We start from the raw sequence: 20,373 nt of genomic DNA on the forward strand, positions 1-20,373 counted from the left end.
TGCGCAAAACTTACTTTTTGGTAACTACCTTACAAAAAAGTGCGTACTTTTCAAGGTAAAAACTTTGTGATATGATAAAGTCAAGGAAAGAGATCAAGCGCTTGTTCTTCCGAAAGTCAAATCCAAACGCAAAACTTTAGGAGGAATATATTATGAACAAAAATACATTTACATCTGTTAAGCTCGCAAAAGGCGAAGTGAACGTTTACGATTTCGGTGGCATAAAGCTTCACACTTACAAGACCAACGATTTTATCGACAACGAAGTTTTTATCGTCGAGAAAAACGGCAAGGCTGTCGTTATCGAGTCACCTTGCTTCTTTGACAACAATACCGAGCTTGCAGACTATCTCAAGGACGTTGAGGTAGAAGGTATGCTGGTGGCATATCACGGCGCAGGCGCAACGTTCCTGCCTGACGTGCCTAAGTATGCAACACAGAACGCTGTGGAATATTCAGAAAACGGTGGTGGAAAGGCTCTTATCAACAACTTCACAGGCGCATTCGGCGATATTTTCGACAAGTCAGTTCACAAGATAACGAACGTTATCGGCGAGGGCAAGATCGCTATCGGCGGCATTGATTTTGTTATCAAGCAGACTTCTGAGGCATTTGACGTTGAGATACCTGAGATAAATGCAGTTTACACTCATATGCTCGGTCACGATTGCCACTCTATCGTTGCAGGGGCAGGTCACGCTGACGCAATAATTGCACAGCTTCGTGACTATATCGCAAAGGGCTATGACCTTATACTCACTTCCCACTACACACCTGAGGATCTTAAAGACGCTCAGACAAAGATAGACTATCTTGAAAACCTCAAATCCATTGCTGCAAACTGCACAAGCGCAGAAAGCTTCAAGGCAGAAGTCGAGAAGCAGTATCCAAACTACAGCGGCGGAAATTATCTTGACATGACAGCAGGGTTTTTCTTTAAATAACATACCTTATAGAAAATCAAAAGACTGCACATCGTCCCTGAATGGGTCGAGATGCAGTCCTTTTTATGTTATCAGAATTTTCTTGCTTCCGCCCTTTTAGAGATAAGATCTTTCCATGCAGAGGGGTGGAAAAGTATCAGCAGAGGGAAAAGCTCCAATCTGCCTGCAAGCATATCGAACATGAAAACGAACTTTGAAAAAACAGAGAAGTTTGAAAAGTTGCCTGTTGGACCTACCTCCGCAAGACCAGGTCCCATGTTATTGATGGTTGTCAGCACAGCAGTAAAGTTTGTTACAAGATCTTTACCATCAAATGCCACCATAAAAACTGATGAAGCAAAAATTATCACGAATGTTACGATATAAACATTTATAGAACGCACTATCTCATGCTCAACAGGTTTGCCGTCAAGGTTTACCTTTCGTATGCTCTTTGGGTGTATATATGAGTGAAGCTCCTTTATCATTGTCTTGAAAAGCACGATCACTCTTGATACCTTTATACCTCCGCCCGTACTGCCTGCGCAAGCTCCTATGAACATTATAAGTACAAGCACCGTCCGGCATATCTGAGGCCACAGATTAAAGTCAGTGCTTGAAAAGCCCGTACTTGTAATTAGTGACGCCACCTGAAAGACTGACTTTGTGAGTGCGTCAAAAATGCTAACACAGCGGTCGAGGATATTTGCGAATATTATAGCTGTGGCAATGAGGATTATAGCAAAATAGCACCGTACTTCCTCCATTTTGAATGCCTTTTTAAAATGCCTGTATATAATATAATAGTATGCGTTAAAATTCACGCCAAACAGTATCATGAAAATGGCAACCACCCACTGCAAATATGGCGAATAGCTTCCTAGGCTGTCGTTCTTGACTCCAAAACCACCCGTGCCTGCCGTTCCAACGGCTGTACAAATGCTGTCAAACACAGGCATTTTGCCGATAATAAGAAAAATAAATTCCAATATGGTCATGCCAAAATAGATTATATAAAGTATCCTTGCGGTATATTTCATCTTCGGAACAAGCTTGCCCACTGATGGTCCAGGGCTTTCCGCCCTCATAAGATTTATATTTGAGCCACCGCTCAGCGGTATGATAGCAAGCAGGAACACCAAAACTCCCATACCGCCTATCCAGTGCGTGAAGCTTCGCCAAAAAAGTGCAGTATGAGAAAGCGCCTCAACATTGGTAAGGATCGAAGCACCAGTTGTTGTAAAGCCGGAAACTGTTTCAAACATAGCATCCGTGAAGCTTGGTATCTCTCCGCTTATCCAAAAAGGCATACACCCAACAAGGCTCATAACTATCCAGCTCAAAGATGTTGCTATACAACCCTCTTTGAGATAAAACACATAGTTTTTAGGCTTTTTCCAAGCCATTACCACACCAATAGCAAGGCACACAATGGCTGTTCCAAGATAATAAAGTCCCACGCCTTCCCCGTAAACCAGCGACACTATGCAAGGCAGCAGCAAAAAGCAGGCTTCCATTCGCATAACGTTTCCTAAAATATATCGAATGATCGAGCTGTTCATATTTCCTCCGCTATTTCAGAATATCAGTGATATCGTTAAATCCCGTATGAGTAGTGACGACCATTACAGTGTCGCCCTTCTCTATAGTATCCTGACCGCTCGGGATAATGATCTTGCCGTTTCGGTTTATGAACGCTACAAGCAAATGTCTTTTTAAATCAAGAGCCTGAAGCGGTGCACCTGTGACCTCTGACTCCTGATCCACCTTGAACTCGATAGCTTCTACTCTATGATCGAACAAATGATACAGCGTTTCGATATTGCTATCTCCCGATTCGTTCTTCGCACGGACGTAGGCTATTATCGCCTCAGAGGTGATATATCTTGGATATACTACGCTTCCAAGGTCCAGTCTGCTTATAACGTCCTTGAAGTTTATCCTGTTTATCTTTGTGATAGTCTTAGCATTTGACACCTGTCTTGCATGAAGAGTGAGCAGGATATTTTCTTCGTCTATTCCCGTGAGAGCCACAAATGACTCTGCATACTCTATGCCCTCTTCCTTCAGAAGTTCCTCGTCAGTGCCATCACCGTTTATTATTATCGCCTTTGGCAAAAGCACGCTGAGATCCTCACAGCGCTGTCTGTCATTCTCGATTATCTTGACGTTGATCCCCATGCCAATAAGACGTTTTGCAAGATAATAAGCCGCCTTGCCACCGCCTATTATCATTGTGTTCTTCACCTGATTTGTCTTCACACTGAGATCTTCAAAGAACGTTCTTGAAAAATTTCTTTGGGTGCAAAATGAGATAACATCATTCTTTTTCATTGTGAAATCGCCAGATGGAATATATATTTCCCCTTCTCTCTCAACAGCGCATATAAGCAGGCTTGTTGCCGTTTTACGGCTAAGCTCAGCGATCGTAGTGCCGACAAGAGGATTGCCCTCAGGTATCTTATACTTTATAAGCTCCGCCTGACCATTCGCAAAGGTGTTTACCTCAAGAGCTGTTGGCAGACAAAGTATTCTTGACGCTTCTCTTGAAGCCTCAAGCTCAGGATTTATGACCATTGCAAGACCAAGCTTCTCTCTTAGATAGACTATCTCCTTGCTGTAATCAGGTGTTCTTACTCTTGCTATAGCCGAACACTTTGCTACTCTCTTGGCAAGTGTACAACAAAGCAGGTTAAGCTCATCAGACTCTGTGACAGCAATTATAAGGTCGGCGTTCTCTATGCCGGCATCCTGCTGAACGCTAAAGCTTGCGCCGTTTCCTACGATGCCCATAATGTCATAAAGACTACTGAGTTCCTGTATCTTCTTTGCATTCTTGTCAACTATCGTGATATCGTGACCCTCTTTCACAAGCTGTTCAACAAGGGTCGTGCCTACTTTTCCGCAGCCCACAATGATAATATTCAAACCGCCTGCAGGCTTCTTTTGTTTACTCATATTTTTCCTCCCACCGAATGACATACTGTCATTCACAGCAGTTCTCTGCACTTCTTCTCTTCATTAAGCAGAGCCTGATCATCAAAAGCGTATAATTCCATATCATATAATGTATCACTATGCTGTTAATAATATGTTAAAGTATAGTAAAGATATTAATAAAATTTACGACGATTGCCTAACTCATTTTTCCAAATTAGCGATTTTCAAAAAAAGTTATAAAAAAACACAAAAAACTGTGCCGCCGATACATACCGACAGCACAGCTCAATTAAGAAAGAATGATTTGGAAGAATTACTCTACATTTTTGAGTGCCTCATCAAGAGGTACTTTCTTTACACGTCTTGTAAGGATAAATGCTATTACCGCATATGAAATGATACCGAGCAACGGCACTTCAACAAATATTTTTGCTGGCACATAATATGGCATCCAGCCTGAATACTGAGCGAAAGCAACTTTGAATATATACTTCAAAGTGACATTTACTATAGGAACAGTCAGCAGCATTGAGGCTATAACGACTATGGTCGTAGTCGTTATATAAAGGCTGTTTATTTCCCTGTTGTTGTAACCCAGTATCTTTGTCATAGAAATAGACTGGCTGTTCTTTTCTATTATGACCTTTGAAAGAAGATAAACAATTAGCATGAACATTATAACACCCGCTGTCGCAAACATACTTATCATAGAACCCATAGACAGTATGAGCTGTCGTGATGTTTTTGTCAGGTCGTCTTTCGTTATAGTTGTCGCAATATACAGATCGTCTATATCCTTTATCTTTGTATTGGAGAAATAACCGTTAAAATACCCGTCCTCAAGTTCAAAGGTCTTTATGAAGTCGCTGTCTGTCAGATAAACTGCTATAGTTGCAGGATCGTCATAGATACCCTCTACCTTAAAATTGTATTTTTTATCTCCGTAAGACTCTTTCAGCGTCACTTCATCGCCGACCTCTATGTTATACTTCTGAGAATAACCATCAGAGATAAACGCTCCGCCGTCTTTTATATCTGCATGAACGAACTTGCTGTTTTCTTTAACTCCGTAAATAGTTGCCGTTTCCTCTTTGAGCTTGTCATCGACAGTTTTAAGAGAGCCTGAACAGTATTTCTCTACGCCCTCTGTTTTAGTTTCAACAGGCATTTTCAGCACATACTGATATTTGCTTATCATATTATCTTCTATTATATCCTGATAATGAAGAAGCATAGGCTTCATGCCAAGGCCAAAGAAGATGATAACATTAGCAAAAAGAATGCCAACAAACACTGTAATATAGTTAGGAATGTTCTGGAAGATGACTCTAAGTCTGAAACGCTTTAATATGCCTATCCTTGTGTTGAGCTTAAAAGCCTTTTTCTTCTGACGCTTTTTAAGATCACGCCTTAAAAATTTAAGCGGTGAAAGACTTAGTTTATTTACAAGCATTACAAGGTTTATTACGAAAAGTATTATGAGAGGAACTACTGTCGTCTTTATAAACGCATCTGCGTTCCAGATCGTCTTGTATGTTGGCAGACTGTAGCTTCCATAGTACGCTTTGACCGCAAAATCCTTAAAGCAGGTGTAACCAAGTATGTTGCCTACAATGGCAGATACAAGCACGACTATCATAGGCGTTGCAAGATAATGTCTAACAAGCTCGCCCTTTGTGTAGCCTGAGGCTCTGAGCGTACCTATAACGTTTGCTTCTTTTGCAATAGTGTTTCCCGTTGTTATAGCAAAAACAAATGCGATTATGACCATAACAAGATAAAGAAAAACTGTTATCATTGTGTTATCGCCCTTAATATCGTCGCCTGTAAAATGTATCGCCTGATTTGAGTATTCCGGAATAAACTGAGTGAGCATTGAGATTCCATTTATATGCTTCATGACCTTCTCAGCCATATCCTGAGCTTCCTCATCTTCTGCCGGGGTTTTATCATATTTCCATGAGTAGCTGTAATGAAGATCAGCCTCACCATAATCGTCAAAAAGCGTATCGGTAACGATAGCTACACCGAACTTCAAAGCGTCAAACATCATATCAGACGGATTAGAATACAGTGCGCTGTAATCTGAAAGTGCAACAAGACCTGTTATCTTAAGCTTCTTGCCGCCGACCGTCAGGCTGTCGCCAACTTTAAGTTTATTATTGTCAGCATACATTCTGTCAATAGCGATCTCGTCATCAGCAGAAGGAAGCTCACCGTCCATTATACATATCTTGTCGATATCCTTACGATTTTTGAAAAGCCTGATAGTGCTGTCAACTTCTTTTGTTTCTTTGTCAAGATAAAAATTTTCATATACCTTTATCTTCTCCTCACCGTTCTCTATCTTTTTGACAGCATCATCATCGGCTTTTTGAAGAAGCTCAAAATTTCCGCTTTCGATATTGTATTTCTCAAAGCTTTCGTCATAAGCAACAGACATACTGCCTGCCGCAACAAGAAAGCCTGATACTATGCCTATCATCATTGTGATGAACAAAAACAGAACGATGTATTTTCCTATTTCGCCCTTAAGCTCTCTGGGCAAACGCTTGATAAGAGGGTTTTTCATGATGACCCTCCTTACCAATCAAGCTCTGCGGCTGTGAGCTTAGTTTCATTAAGATAATTCTTTCTTATCATACCATCTCTGAGCTTTACAACTCTGTCAGCCATTTGCTTGATAGCGTCATTATGTGTTACCATTATGATAGTGTTGCCATACTTCTTGTTTACGTCCTCTATAAGCTGTAATATCTCCTTGGAGGTATTGTAGTCAAGCGCACCTGTGGGCTCGTCGCAGAGCAGGATATCAGGGTTCTTGACGATGGCTCTGCCAATAGCAGTTCTCTGCTGCTGACCTCCAGAAAGCTGATTAGGAAGCTTGTGACGATGTTCGTAAAGCCCAAGGGTTTTAAGCAGGTCGTCAACGTCAAGAGGGTTGTCGCTAAGATATGCGCCTACCTCGATATTCTCCTTGATATTCAGGTTAGGTATAAGGTTGTACATCTGGAAGATATAACCCAAGTGCTTTCTTCTGTAAAGGGTCAATGCCTTTTCGTTCATGTCGGCTGTTTTTTCGCCGTTTATTGAGATATACCCCTCGTCAGCGGCGTCAATTCCTCCTATAATGTTCAGAAGTGTTGATTTACCTGAGCCTGACGGTCCGAGAAGCACGCAGAACTCTCCTTTTTCTATTTCGATATCAATGCCCTTAAGCACTTCAACCCTGCTCTCGCCCTCGCCAAAATGCTTTTTTATGTTCTTTATTTCAAGAAACACATTCATTCCCCTTTCCAACTATTTATTTTAATAATGTATCTTTGCCGTTTTTAACGTCATATTATACATATTTGTATGCCATAACTTACTTCACATTGTGGTTATTTGCAACTAACCGATATATCTGATAAATCCCGCCGAAAAAGGCGGGATCTAACGATATAAATATTACTGATTTAGCCGTTTGTCGTGCTTTGCAAAGCAAAGCTTACAAGCTTGTCGAGAGCGTCCTCAGATATCTGAGAAACAATAGCCACGGAGTCATTCTCGGCATTTTTTCTCTCAACGCCCACACGGTTTTCAAGAAAATCCTGAAGTATCACACTTGGAGTATAAAGCTCATTAGCTGCCTTTATGCCCTCAGATGTCAGTGTGATCTCACGGTAAGGCTCTTTGATTATATAGCCCTCGTCTATAAGCTTCTGAGTCATCTTGACGGTGCTTGCCTTTGTCACGCCCAGAACAGAAGCTACCTCTGTGGACTTGACAGGTCTGCCGTTCTGACCCAGTCTGTATATGGCAAATAAATACCTTTTCTGTGATTTAGTCAGCATTCAGATGACCTCCCCGAAGTTTATTACTGTTTTATCATGATCTGTGACAGCGAGAAGAATTTGGACAACAGCCGCAGCTGCCTCCACAGGAGCTTTTGCCCTGCTTTTTGTCTTTTACTAGTTTGTAAATGATAGCTGCCACGATAACAGCAAGTATAACTGCAATCAGAATCGTACCGCCTACTGTGTCCATAATTATCCTCCCAACTGTTTATGCAAGATCAGTGATGATGAAATTTTCTTTTATTAAGCCTTAGCTCCTACCTTGACTTCCTTTTCAAGCTTTGTGCTTTCCTTATAAGGTCTAACGAGCATATAGATGATAAGGGCGATAAGAGCTATTGCAAAGATAAGACCGATAACATTTACCTTACCTGTGAAAAGACCGCCAAGCTGATTTACGATAAGAGCGATAACATAAGCGAAACCACACTCATAGCCAATAGCGAACCAGAACCACTTTCTGCTGTTCATTTCACGCTTGATAGCTCCCATTGCTGCAAAGCAAGGTGCGCAGAGAAGGTTGAAGATAAGGAATGACATACCTGTGATGCCAGTGAATGCAGCACCGATAGCAGAGTAAACTGAACCATCTCCGCCGCCGTAAAGGATACCCATTGTACCAACGATGTTCTCCTTAGCAACAAGACCTGTAACAGCTGCAACAGTTGCCTGCCAGTTGCCCCAGCCAAGAGGTGCGAAGATCCAGCAGATAGCCTTACCAATGTGAGCCAAGATACTGTATTCCATCTGGTCTTCTGTGAGCATACCGAACGAACCGTCTACCCAGCCGAAGTATGAAGTGAACCATACGAAGATAGTTGACAGTGTAATGATCGTACCAGCCTTCTTGATGAATGACCAGCCACGCTCCCACATTGATCTGAGTACGTTGCCTACTGTAGGGATATGGTAAGCAGGAAGTTCCATTACGAATGGTGCAGGATCTCCTGCGAACATCTTTGTCTTTTTCAGCATGATACCTGAAATAATGATAGCTGCGATACCGATGAAGTATGCGCCTGTTGCTACCCAAGCAGAACCGCCGAAGATAGCGCCTGCGATCATTGCAATAAATGGCGTCTTAGCTCCGCAAGGAATAAATGTTGTTGTCATGACAGTCATACGTCTGTCGCGCTCGTTCTCGATAGTTCTTGAAGCCATGATACCAGGGATACCGCAACCTGTACCAATAAGGATCGGAATAAATGACTTTCCTGAAAGACCGAACTTTCTGAATATCCTGTCCATTACGAATGCGATACGAGCCATGTAACCGCAAGCCTCAAGGATAGCAAGGAGAATGAAGAGTACGAGCATCTGTGGTACAAATCCAAGAACCGCACCAACACCGGCAACGATACCGTCAAGGATAAGACCCTTGAGCCAATCTGCGCAGTTTACTGCGTCAAGACCGCTTTCGATAAGTACAGGGATACCTGGTACCCATACGCCGTAATCAGCTGGGTCTGGATCAGCGAAGCTGTATTTCTCAGCGGCTGCAACTGCAGCTTTCAGATCAGCATACTTAGCTGTTTTTGTTGTTTCTTCAAGTGTTTCCTCGTCCTCTACTGTATAATCAGCAGTTGCGGACTTATCTACTGTAGCAAGCAGGTTGTCTGCTGTTGTCTTTGCAGCGGCAGCATCAAAGTCATCAGCCTCGTTGTCGATAGCCTCGCCGCCCTGCTGCTCGATAAATGCGTTGATTATGTCAAGCGAGCTGCCATATTCGTCAGCAGCGTCCTCAGCGTCAGATGAACCGATACCGAACAGATGCCAACCGTCACCAAAGAGTCCGTCGTTTGCCCAGTCAGTTGCGGCTGAACCTACTGTTACCATTGAGATATAGTAAACAAGGAACATAACCACCGCAAAGATAGGAAGACCGAGCCAACGGTTCGTTACGATCTTATCTATCTTATCTGATGTTGTAAGACCGCCCTGATTTTTCTTTTTATAGCAATCCTTGATTATTGACGCTATGTAAATGTATCTCTCGTTTGTTATGATACTCTCCGAGTCGTCGTCCATTTCTTTTTCAGCAGCGCAGATATCCTTTTCGATATGAGCCTTTACCTGCTCAGACATACCGAGCTGTTCAATGACCTTCTCATCTCTCTCGAATATCTTTATAGCGTACCATCTCTGCTGTTCTTCAGCAACATCATGGAGAAATGCTTCCTCAATATGAGCAATAGCGTGTTCAACAACGCCGTTGAATGAATGCTGAGGTACCATTGGAACTTTTGACTCAGCAGCCTTTACTGCAAGCTCAGCAGCTTCCTTGATACCGGTTCCTTTAAGAGCGGATATCTCGCAGACCTGACAGCCAAGCTCCTTAGCAAGCTGATCTGTATTGATCTTGTCGCCATTCTTTTTAACAACGTCCATCATGTTGATAGCAACAACAACAGGGATACCAAGCTCAACGAGCTGTGTTGTAAGATAAAGGTTTCTTTCGAGGTTAGTTCCGTCGATGATATTGAGGATAGCGTCCGGACGCTCGCTTATAAGATAGTTTCTTGCAACTACTTCCTCAAGTGTATAAGGTGAAAGAGAATAGATACCAGGAAGGTCCATGATAACTACGTCCTTATGACCTTTGAGCTTACCCTCTTTCTTTTCAACTGTTACGCCCGGCCAGTTACCTACGAACTGGTTTGAACCTGTAAGAGCGTTGAAAAGAGTTGTTTTACCGCAGTTAGGGTTACCTGCGAGAGCAATTTTGATCTCCATACAATTCGATCCTTTCAGAATTTCGACACTCTGATATATCCTCATCTTCTAAGTACACATCAGCTCTGCCGATGAAATTTTTTGCTGTTTGCCTGAACTATGTATCAGACCGTTTCGATCATCTCAGCGTCAGCCTTTCTGAGCGAAAGCTCATAGCCTCTGACTGTTACTTCAATAGGGTCACCCAAAGGCGCAACCTTTCTTACATGGACTTCAACACCCTTTGTGATGCCCATATCCATGATCCTTCTCTTTACAGCACCAGTGCCGTTGAGCTTCTTCACGGTAACTGTTGAACCGATCTTAGCTTCTTTCAATGTTGCCATAACCTGTTCCTCCTAACTATACAAAATATCTTCAAACATATTTATCATGGCTTGACCGCCAAATGTTTCCTATACCATTATCTTCGCAGCCATTTCCTTTGAAACAGCTACTCTTGATTCTTTGACCTTAACGATAACGTTTCCTCCGATAGTGCTTACTACCGTTACCGTTCCACCTGCGACAAAACCCAGATTTTCAAGAAACTTTCTTGTTTCAGGTTTTCCGCCTACTTTCTTTATCATGTTTTCTTCCCCTACGTTTGCAAATGTCAGCGGCATCATTCAGACCCTCCTGTTCTTTTGTCAGTATCAAAAGTTAGATTAGTCTAACTTTTAGGCTTATTAAAAGGGTTAGCATTTTCTAACCCGTAATATAGTTTAGCACGGCTAACCGAATTTGTCAAGACTAAATGTGCCGTTTTTTCAATTTTGTAAGCTTGCACAAAATCATAAGTTAGTTAAACATAACTTTAGTTAGTTTTCAATAACTTAATCACTGCACAAACGCAGACAGAAAAGCAAAACTGCCTTTTTCCGCCTGCGTTTGCAGTTTACATTATTACATTAGAGATATATGCTTACTTAGCAAGAGCCTCGCCCAAAGCCTTGCAGCTTGCGAGAGCGTCGTCGTCAGGAGTTTCGTTTACAATAAGTCCCTCGCCATTTACAAGTGTTGCACCGTCGCCCGTAACTCTGTCCTGCCACTGACGCATCCACTCGCCGTCACCCCAGCCGTACGAGCCGAAGAGTGCTACCTTTTTGCCTGAGAGCTTGCCCTCGATACCTGCGAAAAATGGCTCGAACTCACTGTCCTCAAGCTCCTCTGCACCCATTGCAGGGCATCCAAGAGCTATTGCGTCATAATCCTCAACATTGCCGCTGAACTCAGAAACTGCGAAGCACTCTGCGCCTGCACCCTCTGCAACTGCCTTTGCCATAGCCTCTGTGTTGCCTGTACCGCTCCAATAAATTACTGCTGTTTTCATTATGATTACCTCCTAAGAAATTTTCAGGGCTTGGTAAATGCTTTCGCCCTGAGCAAGTTTATTACACAGATAATTTCTGCACTTGTCATAATTGCTGAAAATTCGTCTTGCTCTGTTTTCGTCAGAGTAGACTTTCCAATATCCGCAGAGAAGATAGTTTCTTCCCTTGTTCTGTATGAACCCTGTAACATCATCAACAGGATAGCCAAGAAACAAACCTATCTCATGAGGAAAATCCTCACTTGCGGATATTCTTCCAGACAGCCTTTCAAGCTGCTGTTCAAGGGTCATACGGCTGTCATAGCCAAAGCTTTCAAGAAGCTTTCTTACTCTGTTGTCTGCAAGTCTGTCAGACAAAAGCTTTTCGTTATAGAGAAAAAGCAGCTTTCTGCTTTTGCACTCGCAAAGCACTGTTAGCTTCATGCCCTTTGTATATGCCCTGCTGTTAAAAAGCTCGACATTCTTTTCAAGCCCGTCCTTGTTCTTTTCCATTGACATAAGACAGGCAGGCTTTATTCCAAGCATTGCAGGGGCAAGATGATAAGCCATGCTTTTTTCAAAATTTCTCAGCTCAGACTGTGACATAGTCCCTCCTTTGGTTAGAAATTCCTAACCTATACATATAGATCTATGCGTTTACAACGCCTTTAGTACAATATTTTTCAAGCACGTTCTTCAAAGCCGAACAGCTTGATGAATGGCATATAGCCACGGGAAAATCAAGTTTGCTTGCTCTTTGGTTAAGACCATTGAGCATTTTATGTGACACTGTATCAGTAAACACCACTGCCAGATCAGGACTGCCTATCTTCTTGTCAAAACCTGTAGGATATTTGATGAACACCTTAGCCTTGCAATCATATGATTTGCAGATATCCTTATAGCGTGTTGCCATACGGTCATTTCCGCCTACTATTATAACGCTCATATTTTTCTTAACTCCTCCTTTTCATTAATTTAGGTTAGTATTTACTAACCATATCCATATTAGCATAAACTAACCCCGTTTGTCAAGGGAAACTTATGTCAGAAGTATAAACTTTTCATATGATAAAATATTCACGGCAAAAGCGAAGATACTATATATAATATGCGTTACATATCGCAGATTATGTTTGGTATTGTTTTGCAAAAAATAACGGCGAAGTGCCAAAAGACACAACGCCGTAAAAAAAACAAATATTATTTGCCTAAAAGCTCTGCGAATTGTTTCATGAATGCCTCGCACACGGCCTTGCCACCCTCGCCGTTCGGGTGTCCGCCATAAAGCGCACCTGCTGGGTTTTCAGGTGTTGAAAGCTGTGCCGCAAAGTCAAAATACTCTGCGCCGTATTTGTCAGCCGTCTGCTTTTCAGTATCGTTAAGTGCGGTTCTCACCGCTTCGTGTTCCTCGTCATAATCCTGTGGAGGAGCATTGAACAAGATAGTCTTACAGCCTGCCGCCTGAGATTGTTCAAGGATAGTGCTTATATAGCCATTCACCTCATCGGCATTGTTTCCGCCATCTCCACCGTATTCGCCCGAAACAATGTCATTTGTGCCGAACGCAACTATCATGATGTCGCTGTTGAGCGCTCTTCCGAGCCAATTGCCTTTCTGTGAGCAATCGCTCGCTCTCGCCCAGCCAAGACCGCAGTTCCAGAAAGCATAATCAGAACCAAGCTCTTTTGCAATGCGTGCCGCCCAGAACTCATACGCCATGAAGTCTGTCATACAGCCCTGTGTGATAGAGTCGCCGATAGCCGTAACACGATATTTCACATCACGCTTTGCTCCTATAAGAAGCGGCAGTGGCACATCGTCACAATAAGTGAAATCGCTGCCGTTTTTCGATGATGTGGTAGACGTGAGGTTTGACATCTTGTTGCATGGAATATCTCTTCCCGTCACCGTCCATTCCCACACGAGATAATGATCCTCAGGGATATTCAGGGTAACAGGGTCGCTCCAAAAAGTTTCCGCAGGTGCGACTTTCTTTGAGCCTGCACCGTCAAATGTTACCTCAGTGCGTGAGGTTATCTCGTCATCCGGACCTGTTCCACCGTCACAGACATAAGCCGAGGAAATCTCATACTCTCCGCCCTCTTTGCCTGCAAAAGCCTGCTTTCCGTCAGCGTTGTATGTAGAATCCACAGTATTTGAAAAATAGAAAGCGTATTCAAGCTCTCCGTATTCCTCCAGTGGAAAATATGCTCTGTATGTTACCTCGTTAGCTTTCTTTACCACAAAATTGTTTCCCGTGGCAACGTAAGTGTTCGACACATATGTATCGAACTTATCATCAGCTATCTTACAGCTTTCCACCGCAGGCTTTTCATCAGCCTTTGAGCTTGACTTATCAGCCACGCTGCTGTCAGAATTTTGACCGCAAGCTGCCGCAGACAGTGACAAAGCCGCTGCCATTATAAGTGATATTACCTTTTTCATCTATGTTTTTCCTTTATTAAAGACTATTAGTCCATAGCAGCCTTTATTGCAGCCATAAGCTCATCATATGTTTCATAAGCAGGAAGCTCAGGATATTCAGCCTTTATGCTGTCGGTACTTCTGAAAAGGAAGCCTGCCTTGCTCGCCTGTATCATGCCAAGGTCATTGTGGCTGTCACCGCTTGCGATAGTTTCAAAGCCGATAGACTGGAGAGCCTTTACAGTTGTAAGCTTTGACTTTTCACATCTCATCTTGAAGCCTGTGATCTCGCCGTTGTCAGCAACTTCAAGAGTGTTGCAGAAGATAGTAGGATAACCAAGCTTCTTCATAAGAGGACCTGCAAACTGTGAGAAAGTATCGCTGATGATTATTACCTGTGTGAAGCTTCTCAGCTCGTCAAGAAACTCCTTTGCGCCTGGCATTGGGTCGATAGTTGCGATAGTATCCTGGATCTCTTTCAGACCAAGACCATGCTCCTTAAGAATGTTGATACGGTATTTCATAAGCTTGTCATAGTCAGGCTCATCTCTTGTTGTTCTTTTAAGCTCAGGGATACCTGTAGCCTCAGCAAAAGCTATCCATATCTCAGGAACGAGAACTCCCTCAAGGTCAAGACAAGTGATATACATACTCATAATTATTTCCTCCTTAGAAATATACAAAAAAATTCGTAATTTGATTATACCATACTTTTTATAATAATACAAGAGTTTTGCTTTAAATCATTAAGGCAAAAATAATACAAAAAATCGTTGCCAATTGTAAAATTTCGCTGTTACCCCTTTCTGATACTTGACAATTTGTGTTATATATGTTATAACTAATACACATACTAATTTATGAATCATTATTAATAAACAATGAAAAGAGGTGATACATATTTCTACAAGAAAAGACGGTATCGAAACGAAAAAAAAGATACTCACTGTATGCGTCCAACTTTTTCTGGAACAGGGGTATAAACAGACAACTATCTCACAGATAGTGAAAAAAGCTGGCGTTGCAAGAGGAAGCTTTCAGAACTTATTCTCCACAAAAGACGCTATTCTAATGGATCTTGTGGGCACGATGTTCAGCGGACAATTTGGAGTGGCAAAGAACATTGTTGGTGATAATATGTCGCCGATATACACATATGCGGTGGAAACTGCCATACAGATAACCCTCACTGAGCTGAATGAAAATCTCCGAGAGATCTACATTGAAGCTTATACTATGCCTGAAACGGCTGAGTATATCTATGTCCACACTACGTCGGAACTGAAGCAGATATTCGGTTCGAATTTTCCGGGCTATACCGAGAGCGATTTCTATGAAATGGAAATTGGAACATCAGGAATAATGCGCAACTATATGGCAAGAAAATGCGATATCCATTTCCCACTTGACCACAAGCTTCGCCGTTTTCTGACGGCGGCAATGCGAGTGTATAAAGTACCAGAGGAAGAACAGGCAAAAGTGCTTGCATTTATCAGATCGCTTGATATTAGAGCTATCGCCACTGAGGTCATGTATAAGCTGTTTGCAATGCTGGAAATGACATTCGATTTTAAACTTTCAAAAGATGATGAAGAGGGGGAAACAATATGAAAAAACGGTTATTGAGCATCATACTTACTCTATGTATGGTAATGTCCATTACGCCTTTGAACGCATTTGCGGTCACAGAATATGGCATATGGATAGGTGAAGAACAGGTAACGTCTGATAAAACATGGAGCAAACAGGGCTGGAAATACGATATACAAAGCAAGACTCTGACGCTTCTTGGCTACAACATGGCGACTATAGGCAAACGTATAAACGGCAACAGCGAAAGGCCCAGCCGATTTGGTCTTATATACGTTGAAGGCGAACAAGATCTGAACATAAAGCTTGTCGGCAGCATTGATCTTGGTGACAGCCCATTTTCAAGCCAAGCCGCAACCAAATACAATGAGAGCTACAGCGGAATTTACGCTCCTGACAGTAATATCACTATCATTGGCGACGGAACATTTTCAGCAGTAACACATGACGCAGCAATATACTGCTCAAATCTTACTATCGGCGACGGTACTGAACAAAACGCTACTAATGTATCGTGCGAAAGCTTCGGCGCTTGCATTATCGTAAAGTATAATATGATAGTTAATGACTACAGCACTGTCTGGGCTTGCGCAAACGGACCAACTGTGGGCATGAACGGCATTTATGTTGAGGGTTCGCTTTATGTAAACGGCACTAATACCACCGTAGAGGGTCGTGCTACATACAGACCTGTTAAGGGAGAGTGCACCAATTACACACACTACAGACCAAAAAATCTCACTTCAGGCGGATATTTCAACAATGCAGGTTCAACTATTGCAGGAATAATGGTATATGGAATTTTGACAGTTGACGGCAGTAAGGTCGAAGGTAACGTCTTTAAAGAGATATACAAACCACAAGAGTATGATTCAGAATACACCTCAGGCCTTGAAGCAGGCGGTATCGTAATAAAGAACAACGCCACAGTAGAAGGCAGAAACATTAATCCGTCCACGCCGGGATTCATGGAATATGGCGTACAAGTTCACCATTACGCCATAAAATTTTTAGGAAAAGGACGTGTCCGTGCCGGAACAGAGTATGTGGATTATGAAAGCGTCAATCGTGGTTTCCGTAAATCAGGCGGCAACGAAATAACAGTTTCGGGACGGCTGAAACTCTATGAAAGCGATACTTGTCCCGCTGACTTCAAGAAGTTTGCGCAGTATGGCTTCGGAGGGTATACAGAGTATTATACAGAAAACATGGATGACATCTATATAAAAGATGATAATGGCCGTGGTAAAATGTCATATTTCAAGGATATGCATGATTATGAAACATTTTATTTAGCAAGCGGAATAGATCTAAAAGATATATATGAAATCGATCTGGACACCAACGTTCCATTTGATGTAAACATACTTTCAGGCGATATCAAAATGAACATAGATATCAAAAGCGGTTTTGAGCTTCCGAAGATCATTGTCTATGACGGCGCAACTTTAAAATTAAAGACCTCCCCTGATAAAACATATAATTTCACTTATCCTATCGAGCTGAAAGGCGGCACGATAGAATTTACAAACAGTGCGATCGTGCGAGGACTTAACATTGTAGGAGAGGGCAAGGTCATCATTGATAGCGGAAACTACTCTGGAACGCTTGGTGACAACGTAATCTTGCAGATATCAGGCGGAAGCGCTGACTTCAATGACAACGGCAAGGCTGTGGACGCAAAAGGAAACTCGGTACACAAGTACACCTATGTTGCAAGGGGTGCAGATGGCAATGAGTTTATAGGCAGTGCTAACACACGTCAGCCGCCATATGACGATTTTTATGGCTATAACCGCTCAGAAATATTCCATGACGGAAACAAGCTTCATCTCTGGCTCAAGTCACAGGATTCCATTTATGGCGTGAATGCTTTTAAAATAAAAGCTGACGGCACTCTTGAAGATGAGAACACCTATTTTAATCTGCGTTATGGAACGAATATCTTAGAGCATAGGATACCTTTTGATCCTATAACATTAAAATACTTTGTTGTGAAAAAGAACGACGTCGTTACGCTGAAAACAATGGAAAACGAGCCGTCCTCACTGCAAGACAGTGATATCCGAGTAGAATGGTACAGTGTTGAAAACGACAAGCGCACAAAAATAAATGCCCATGGCACAAGCATGTATGTGGGGCGTATGGGCAACAGTGACAATGGTACGCATTATCAGGCAGATGTATATTATTTAGGCTGGGATTCCAAGCTCAATCATTCATATACCTATGACGCATATATCTTCATTGACGAGCCGGTATTTACTGCTCCTGACAAATTCCACTTGGATAAAAAGGCAAAATTCGAGGTCACAAACAATACACCAAATGGCGCAGTAAGGCTCAAATATCTATGGGAAGTGAGCAAGGACGGCGGAAAGACTTTCACCGCCATTGACGGAGAAACTTCTTCTGTTTACGAGCCTACTATAGAAAGCCAAATGAACGGCTGGCAGATAAGATGCAAAACATGGGTATCAACAGGCGACGGACAAAAAACTGAGCCGACCGTTTTCGGCCCTGTTACGATAAACTTCTCCGAAAAAGCACCGGTCATAGTAAAACACCCGCAAAGCGGTGCAACAAACGCTCCTAGCCAGCCTAAACCTGTTAAGCCCGGAGAAATAACTATCGTAATTGAACGTTACTATTTCTTCAATGTAGAAGCAACAGGCAGTGAACCGCTCCAATATCAGTGGCAGGAAAGCAGCGATAACGGAGAAACTTTCGTTGATATCCCATATACCAACGACAATTCACATTCATTAAAAGTGCGAAAAGAAAACAACGGAAAGCTTGTGCGCTGTGTTGTATCAAATGAATACGGCTCTGTAGTTTCAAATGCGGCAAAGCTTACAATATATTATTCTCCTGAGTTTACAGCCTCACTCGGCAATAAGACCATAAACAGCGGAGAAAAGGCTACGTTCACACTTCCTATCGCTCAGGGAAATCCTTACGGAGCTGAGGTGATATGGCAGGTGAGCAAGGACGATGGAAAGACTTTTGCAGACGTTACCGAAGCTGACGGAACGTTCTCTCTTGATTCAAAAGTCGTGGACGGCAAAGAAAAATGGTCGACTACATTCACCACCTGTGCAACTAACATAAGCTTTAACGGATATATGTACAGATGTACGGTCAAGAACGCTGAAAATGCGGACTATGTGGGTACTTGGGTATCGGAAAAAGCAACGCTTACAGTAATAAGAAACTGCGCAGTAGACGGACATATATTTGACGAGGGAACGATAATCTCCGAGCCGACTTGCATCGATAAGGGTGTGAAGAGGTTTAATTGCTCCGAATGTTCACAGTACAAAGATGAGCCTATAAACCCATTGGGACATGATTGGAAAGAAGCGACCTGCACAGCTCCAAAGACCTGCAAACGCTGTCAGGCTACTGAGGGCGAGCCTATCGAACACAGCTTCGGCGATTATATATCCGACGAAAACGGACATTGGAAGCAGTGCAGTGAGTGCGGAACTGACAGCCAAAAGGAACTTCACGCCTACAAGTGGAATACGGAAGACGGTGAATATTGGCAGGAATGTACAATTTGCGGATATGAAACGAAAAAATCAACTATTTTGAAGATATCCATAAACGGAACTGACGAGACCTGTCCTTTAGGTGATTATGAATTTACATTTGCTCTGCCTGAGGGCTGTACTGACGTGACAGTAGGCTTCAGATTTGCAGGCGACGGTACGGAATTGGAGTTTACAGCAAAAGACGACCTTTACACCGCAAAGGTAAGTGCATCAGATCTTGAGAGCGGAACAATGACGGTTTACGCTTCGGCAAAACTCAAAGACGGTTTTGTCATCACAGGTGAAAAAGAAGTAACCGTGCTCGAAAACCATGTGGGCGGCACTGCGACTTGTACTGAAAAAGCAAAGTGCAAATTCTGTAATAAAGAATACGGCGACCTTGACCCGACAAATCACACAGGCAAACCTGTTTGGAACTTTGACAGCAAGGAACATGAGAAAAAATATGATTGCTGCGGCGAGGTGACTATCAAGAGAGAACCCCACGAATGGAACGCAGGCGAATGTACAGAGTGTGGATACAAGTGTACACATTCCGGCGGCAAGGCGACCTGCACAAAGAAAGCCACCTGCGACATCTGCGGCAGTGAATACGGCGATATCGACCCGAACAATCATAGAAAGCTCACACATATAGATAAAGTTGACGCAACACATGACAAAGAGGGAAATATCGAGTATTGGTACTGTGAAGAATGCGGCAAGTATTTCGGTGACAAGGACGGCACAAAGGAGATACAAAAGGCAGACACTATTACAGATAAGCTGAAAGACACTCCAAGTGATGACAAAAAAGATAACTCAAAGCCAGATAAAACGAAAGACGATACTAACGAGAGCAAGGCAGACAGCTCCGCGGCTGATAAGCCTAAGAGCGAGCAGAAAAATCCACAGACCGGAAGCGGCAGTGGTATGAGCCTTTGGCTTGCAATGCTGTTGATAAGCGGCGGTGCGGCAATGGGAATAAAGAAAAAGCGCAAGAAGTAACTGATCTCTTAACTGCACACAGCGGTTGTCTCAAACGGCAGCCGCTGTTTTTTTTGATCAACATGACAAAAAATTTGTTACCCAAA

Annotated in this window: 17 protein-coding genes; 3 read left to right on the plus strand and 14 right to left on the minus strand. The window is 42.7% G+C overall.

What is annotated here, in order from left to right:
* Positions 1–152: 152 nt before the first annotated feature.
* On the plus strand, positions 153–944 hold the full coding sequence (locus DWW81_RS06245) for a hypothetical protein (RefSeq protein ID WP_117897685.1): 792 nt from the start codon (positions 153–155) through the stop codon (positions 942–944).
* Positions 945–1,015: 71 nt separating this feature from the next.
* Here DWW81_RS06245 and DWW81_RS06250 read toward each other — a convergent pair whose 3' ends face one another.
* From DWW81_RS06250 to thrH, 14 genes are all read right to left on the minus strand, one after another.
* Positions 1,016–2,485: a TrkH family potassium uptake protein gene (locus tag DWW81_RS06250; RefSeq protein WP_117897684.1), complete on the minus strand. Its 1,470-nt coding sequence runs from the start codon at positions 2,483–2,485 to the stop codon at positions 1,016–1,018.
* A 10-nt stretch (positions 2,486–2,495) separates the two neighbouring features.
* Positions 2,496–3,881 carry a Trk system potassium transporter TrkA gene (gene trkA / locus DWW81_RS06255; protein ID WP_117897683.1) on the minus strand — a complete coding sequence of 462 codons (1,386 nt, stop codon included), beginning with the start codon at positions 3,879–3,881 and terminating at the stop codon, positions 2,496–2,498.
* 295 nt (positions 3,882–4,176) lie between these two features.
* A complete protein-coding gene (locus tag DWW81_RS06260; RefSeq protein WP_117897682.1) occupies positions 4,177–6,435 on the minus strand; it encodes an ABC transporter permease in 2,259 nt (752 codons plus the stop codon).
* 11 nt (positions 6,436–6,446) lie between these two features.
* Complete coding sequence (locus DWW81_RS06265) at positions 6,447–7,145, minus strand: ABC transporter ATP-binding protein (protein ID WP_117865143.1); 699 nt, start codon at positions 7,143–7,145, stop codon at positions 6,447–6,449.
* Between the two features lie 176 nt (positions 7,146–7,321).
* Positions 7,322–7,699, minus strand: a complete 378-nt coding sequence (locus tag DWW81_RS06270; protein ID WP_117877934.1) for a metal-dependent transcriptional regulator — start codon at positions 7,697–7,699, stop codon at positions 7,322–7,324.
* A gap of 34 nt (positions 7,700–7,733) precedes the next feature.
* Positions 7,734–7,892 (minus strand): FeoB-associated Cys-rich membrane protein, encoded by a 159-nt coding sequence (locus DWW81_RS06275; protein ID WP_117897681.1) that lies wholly within the window; start codon positions 7,890–7,892, stop codon positions 7,734–7,736.
* Between the two features lie 53 nt (positions 7,893–7,945).
* Entirely contained in the window at positions 7,946–10,435 is a 2,490-nt protein-coding gene (locus tag DWW81_RS06280) for a ferrous iron transporter B (RefSeq protein ID WP_117897680.1), read from the minus strand.
* A 104-nt stretch (positions 10,436–10,539) separates the two neighbouring features.
* Positions 10,540–10,761, minus strand: coding sequence for a ferrous iron transport protein A (locus DWW81_RS06285; RefSeq protein WP_022288589.1), 222 nt, complete (start codon positions 10,759–10,761; stop codon positions 10,540–10,542).
* 69 nt (positions 10,762–10,830) lie between these two features.
* Positions 10,831–11,043, minus strand: a complete 213-nt coding sequence (locus DWW81_RS06290) for a FeoA family protein (protein ID WP_022288590.1) — start codon at positions 11,041–11,043, stop codon at positions 10,831–10,833.
* A 296-nt stretch (positions 11,044–11,339) separates the two neighbouring features.
* A complete protein-coding gene (locus tag DWW81_RS06295) occupies positions 11,340–11,747 on the minus strand; it encodes a flavodoxin (protein WP_117897679.1) in 408 nt (135 codons plus the stop codon).
* 12 nt (positions 11,748–11,759) lie between these two features.
* On the minus strand, positions 11,760–12,332 hold the full coding sequence (locus DWW81_RS06300) for a DUF3793 family protein (protein ID WP_117897678.1): 573 nt from the start codon (positions 12,330–12,332) through the stop codon (positions 11,760–11,762).
* A gap of 43 nt (positions 12,333–12,375) precedes the next feature.
* Positions 12,376–12,675: a DUF2325 domain-containing protein gene (locus DWW81_RS06305; protein WP_022288593.1), complete on the minus strand. Its 300-nt coding sequence runs from the start codon at positions 12,673–12,675 to the stop codon at positions 12,376–12,378.
* A 254-nt stretch (positions 12,676–12,929) separates the two neighbouring features.
* Positions 12,930–14,174, minus strand: a complete 1,245-nt coding sequence (locus tag DWW81_RS06310) for an SGNH/GDSL hydrolase family protein (protein ID WP_117897677.1) — start codon at positions 14,172–14,174, stop codon at positions 12,930–12,932.
* A 26-nt stretch (positions 14,175–14,200) separates the two neighbouring features.
* Positions 14,201–14,803, minus strand: coding sequence for a bifunctional phosphoserine phosphatase/homoserine phosphotransferase ThrH (gene thrH, locus DWW81_RS06315; protein WP_038673078.1), 603 nt, complete (start codon positions 14,801–14,803; stop codon positions 14,201–14,203).
* A gap of 241 nt (positions 14,804–15,044) precedes the next feature.
* Between thrH and DWW81_RS06320 the strand changes: the two genes are divergently transcribed.
* The gene (locus DWW81_RS06320) at positions 15,045–15,764 is read left to right on the plus strand and encodes a TetR/AcrR family transcriptional regulator (RefSeq protein ID WP_242989611.1); all 720 of its coding nucleotides are present in this window, start codon (positions 15,045–15,047) and stop codon (positions 15,762–15,764) included.
* A complete protein-coding gene (locus DWW81_RS06325) occupies positions 15,761–20,287 on the plus strand; it encodes an NPXTG-anchored protein (protein WP_117897676.1) in 4,527 nt (1,508 codons plus the stop codon). The genes DWW81_RS06320 and DWW81_RS06325 overlap by 4 nt, the downstream gene beginning before the upstream one ends.
* Positions 20,288–20,373: the final 86 nt, after the last annotated feature.

Origin of the sequence: Ruminococcus sp. AF17-1AC (assembly GCF_003461385.1) — a bacterium.
Classification (GTDB): domain Bacteria; phylum Bacillota; class Clostridia; order Oscillospirales; family Ruminococcaceae; genus Hominimerdicola; species Hominimerdicola aceti.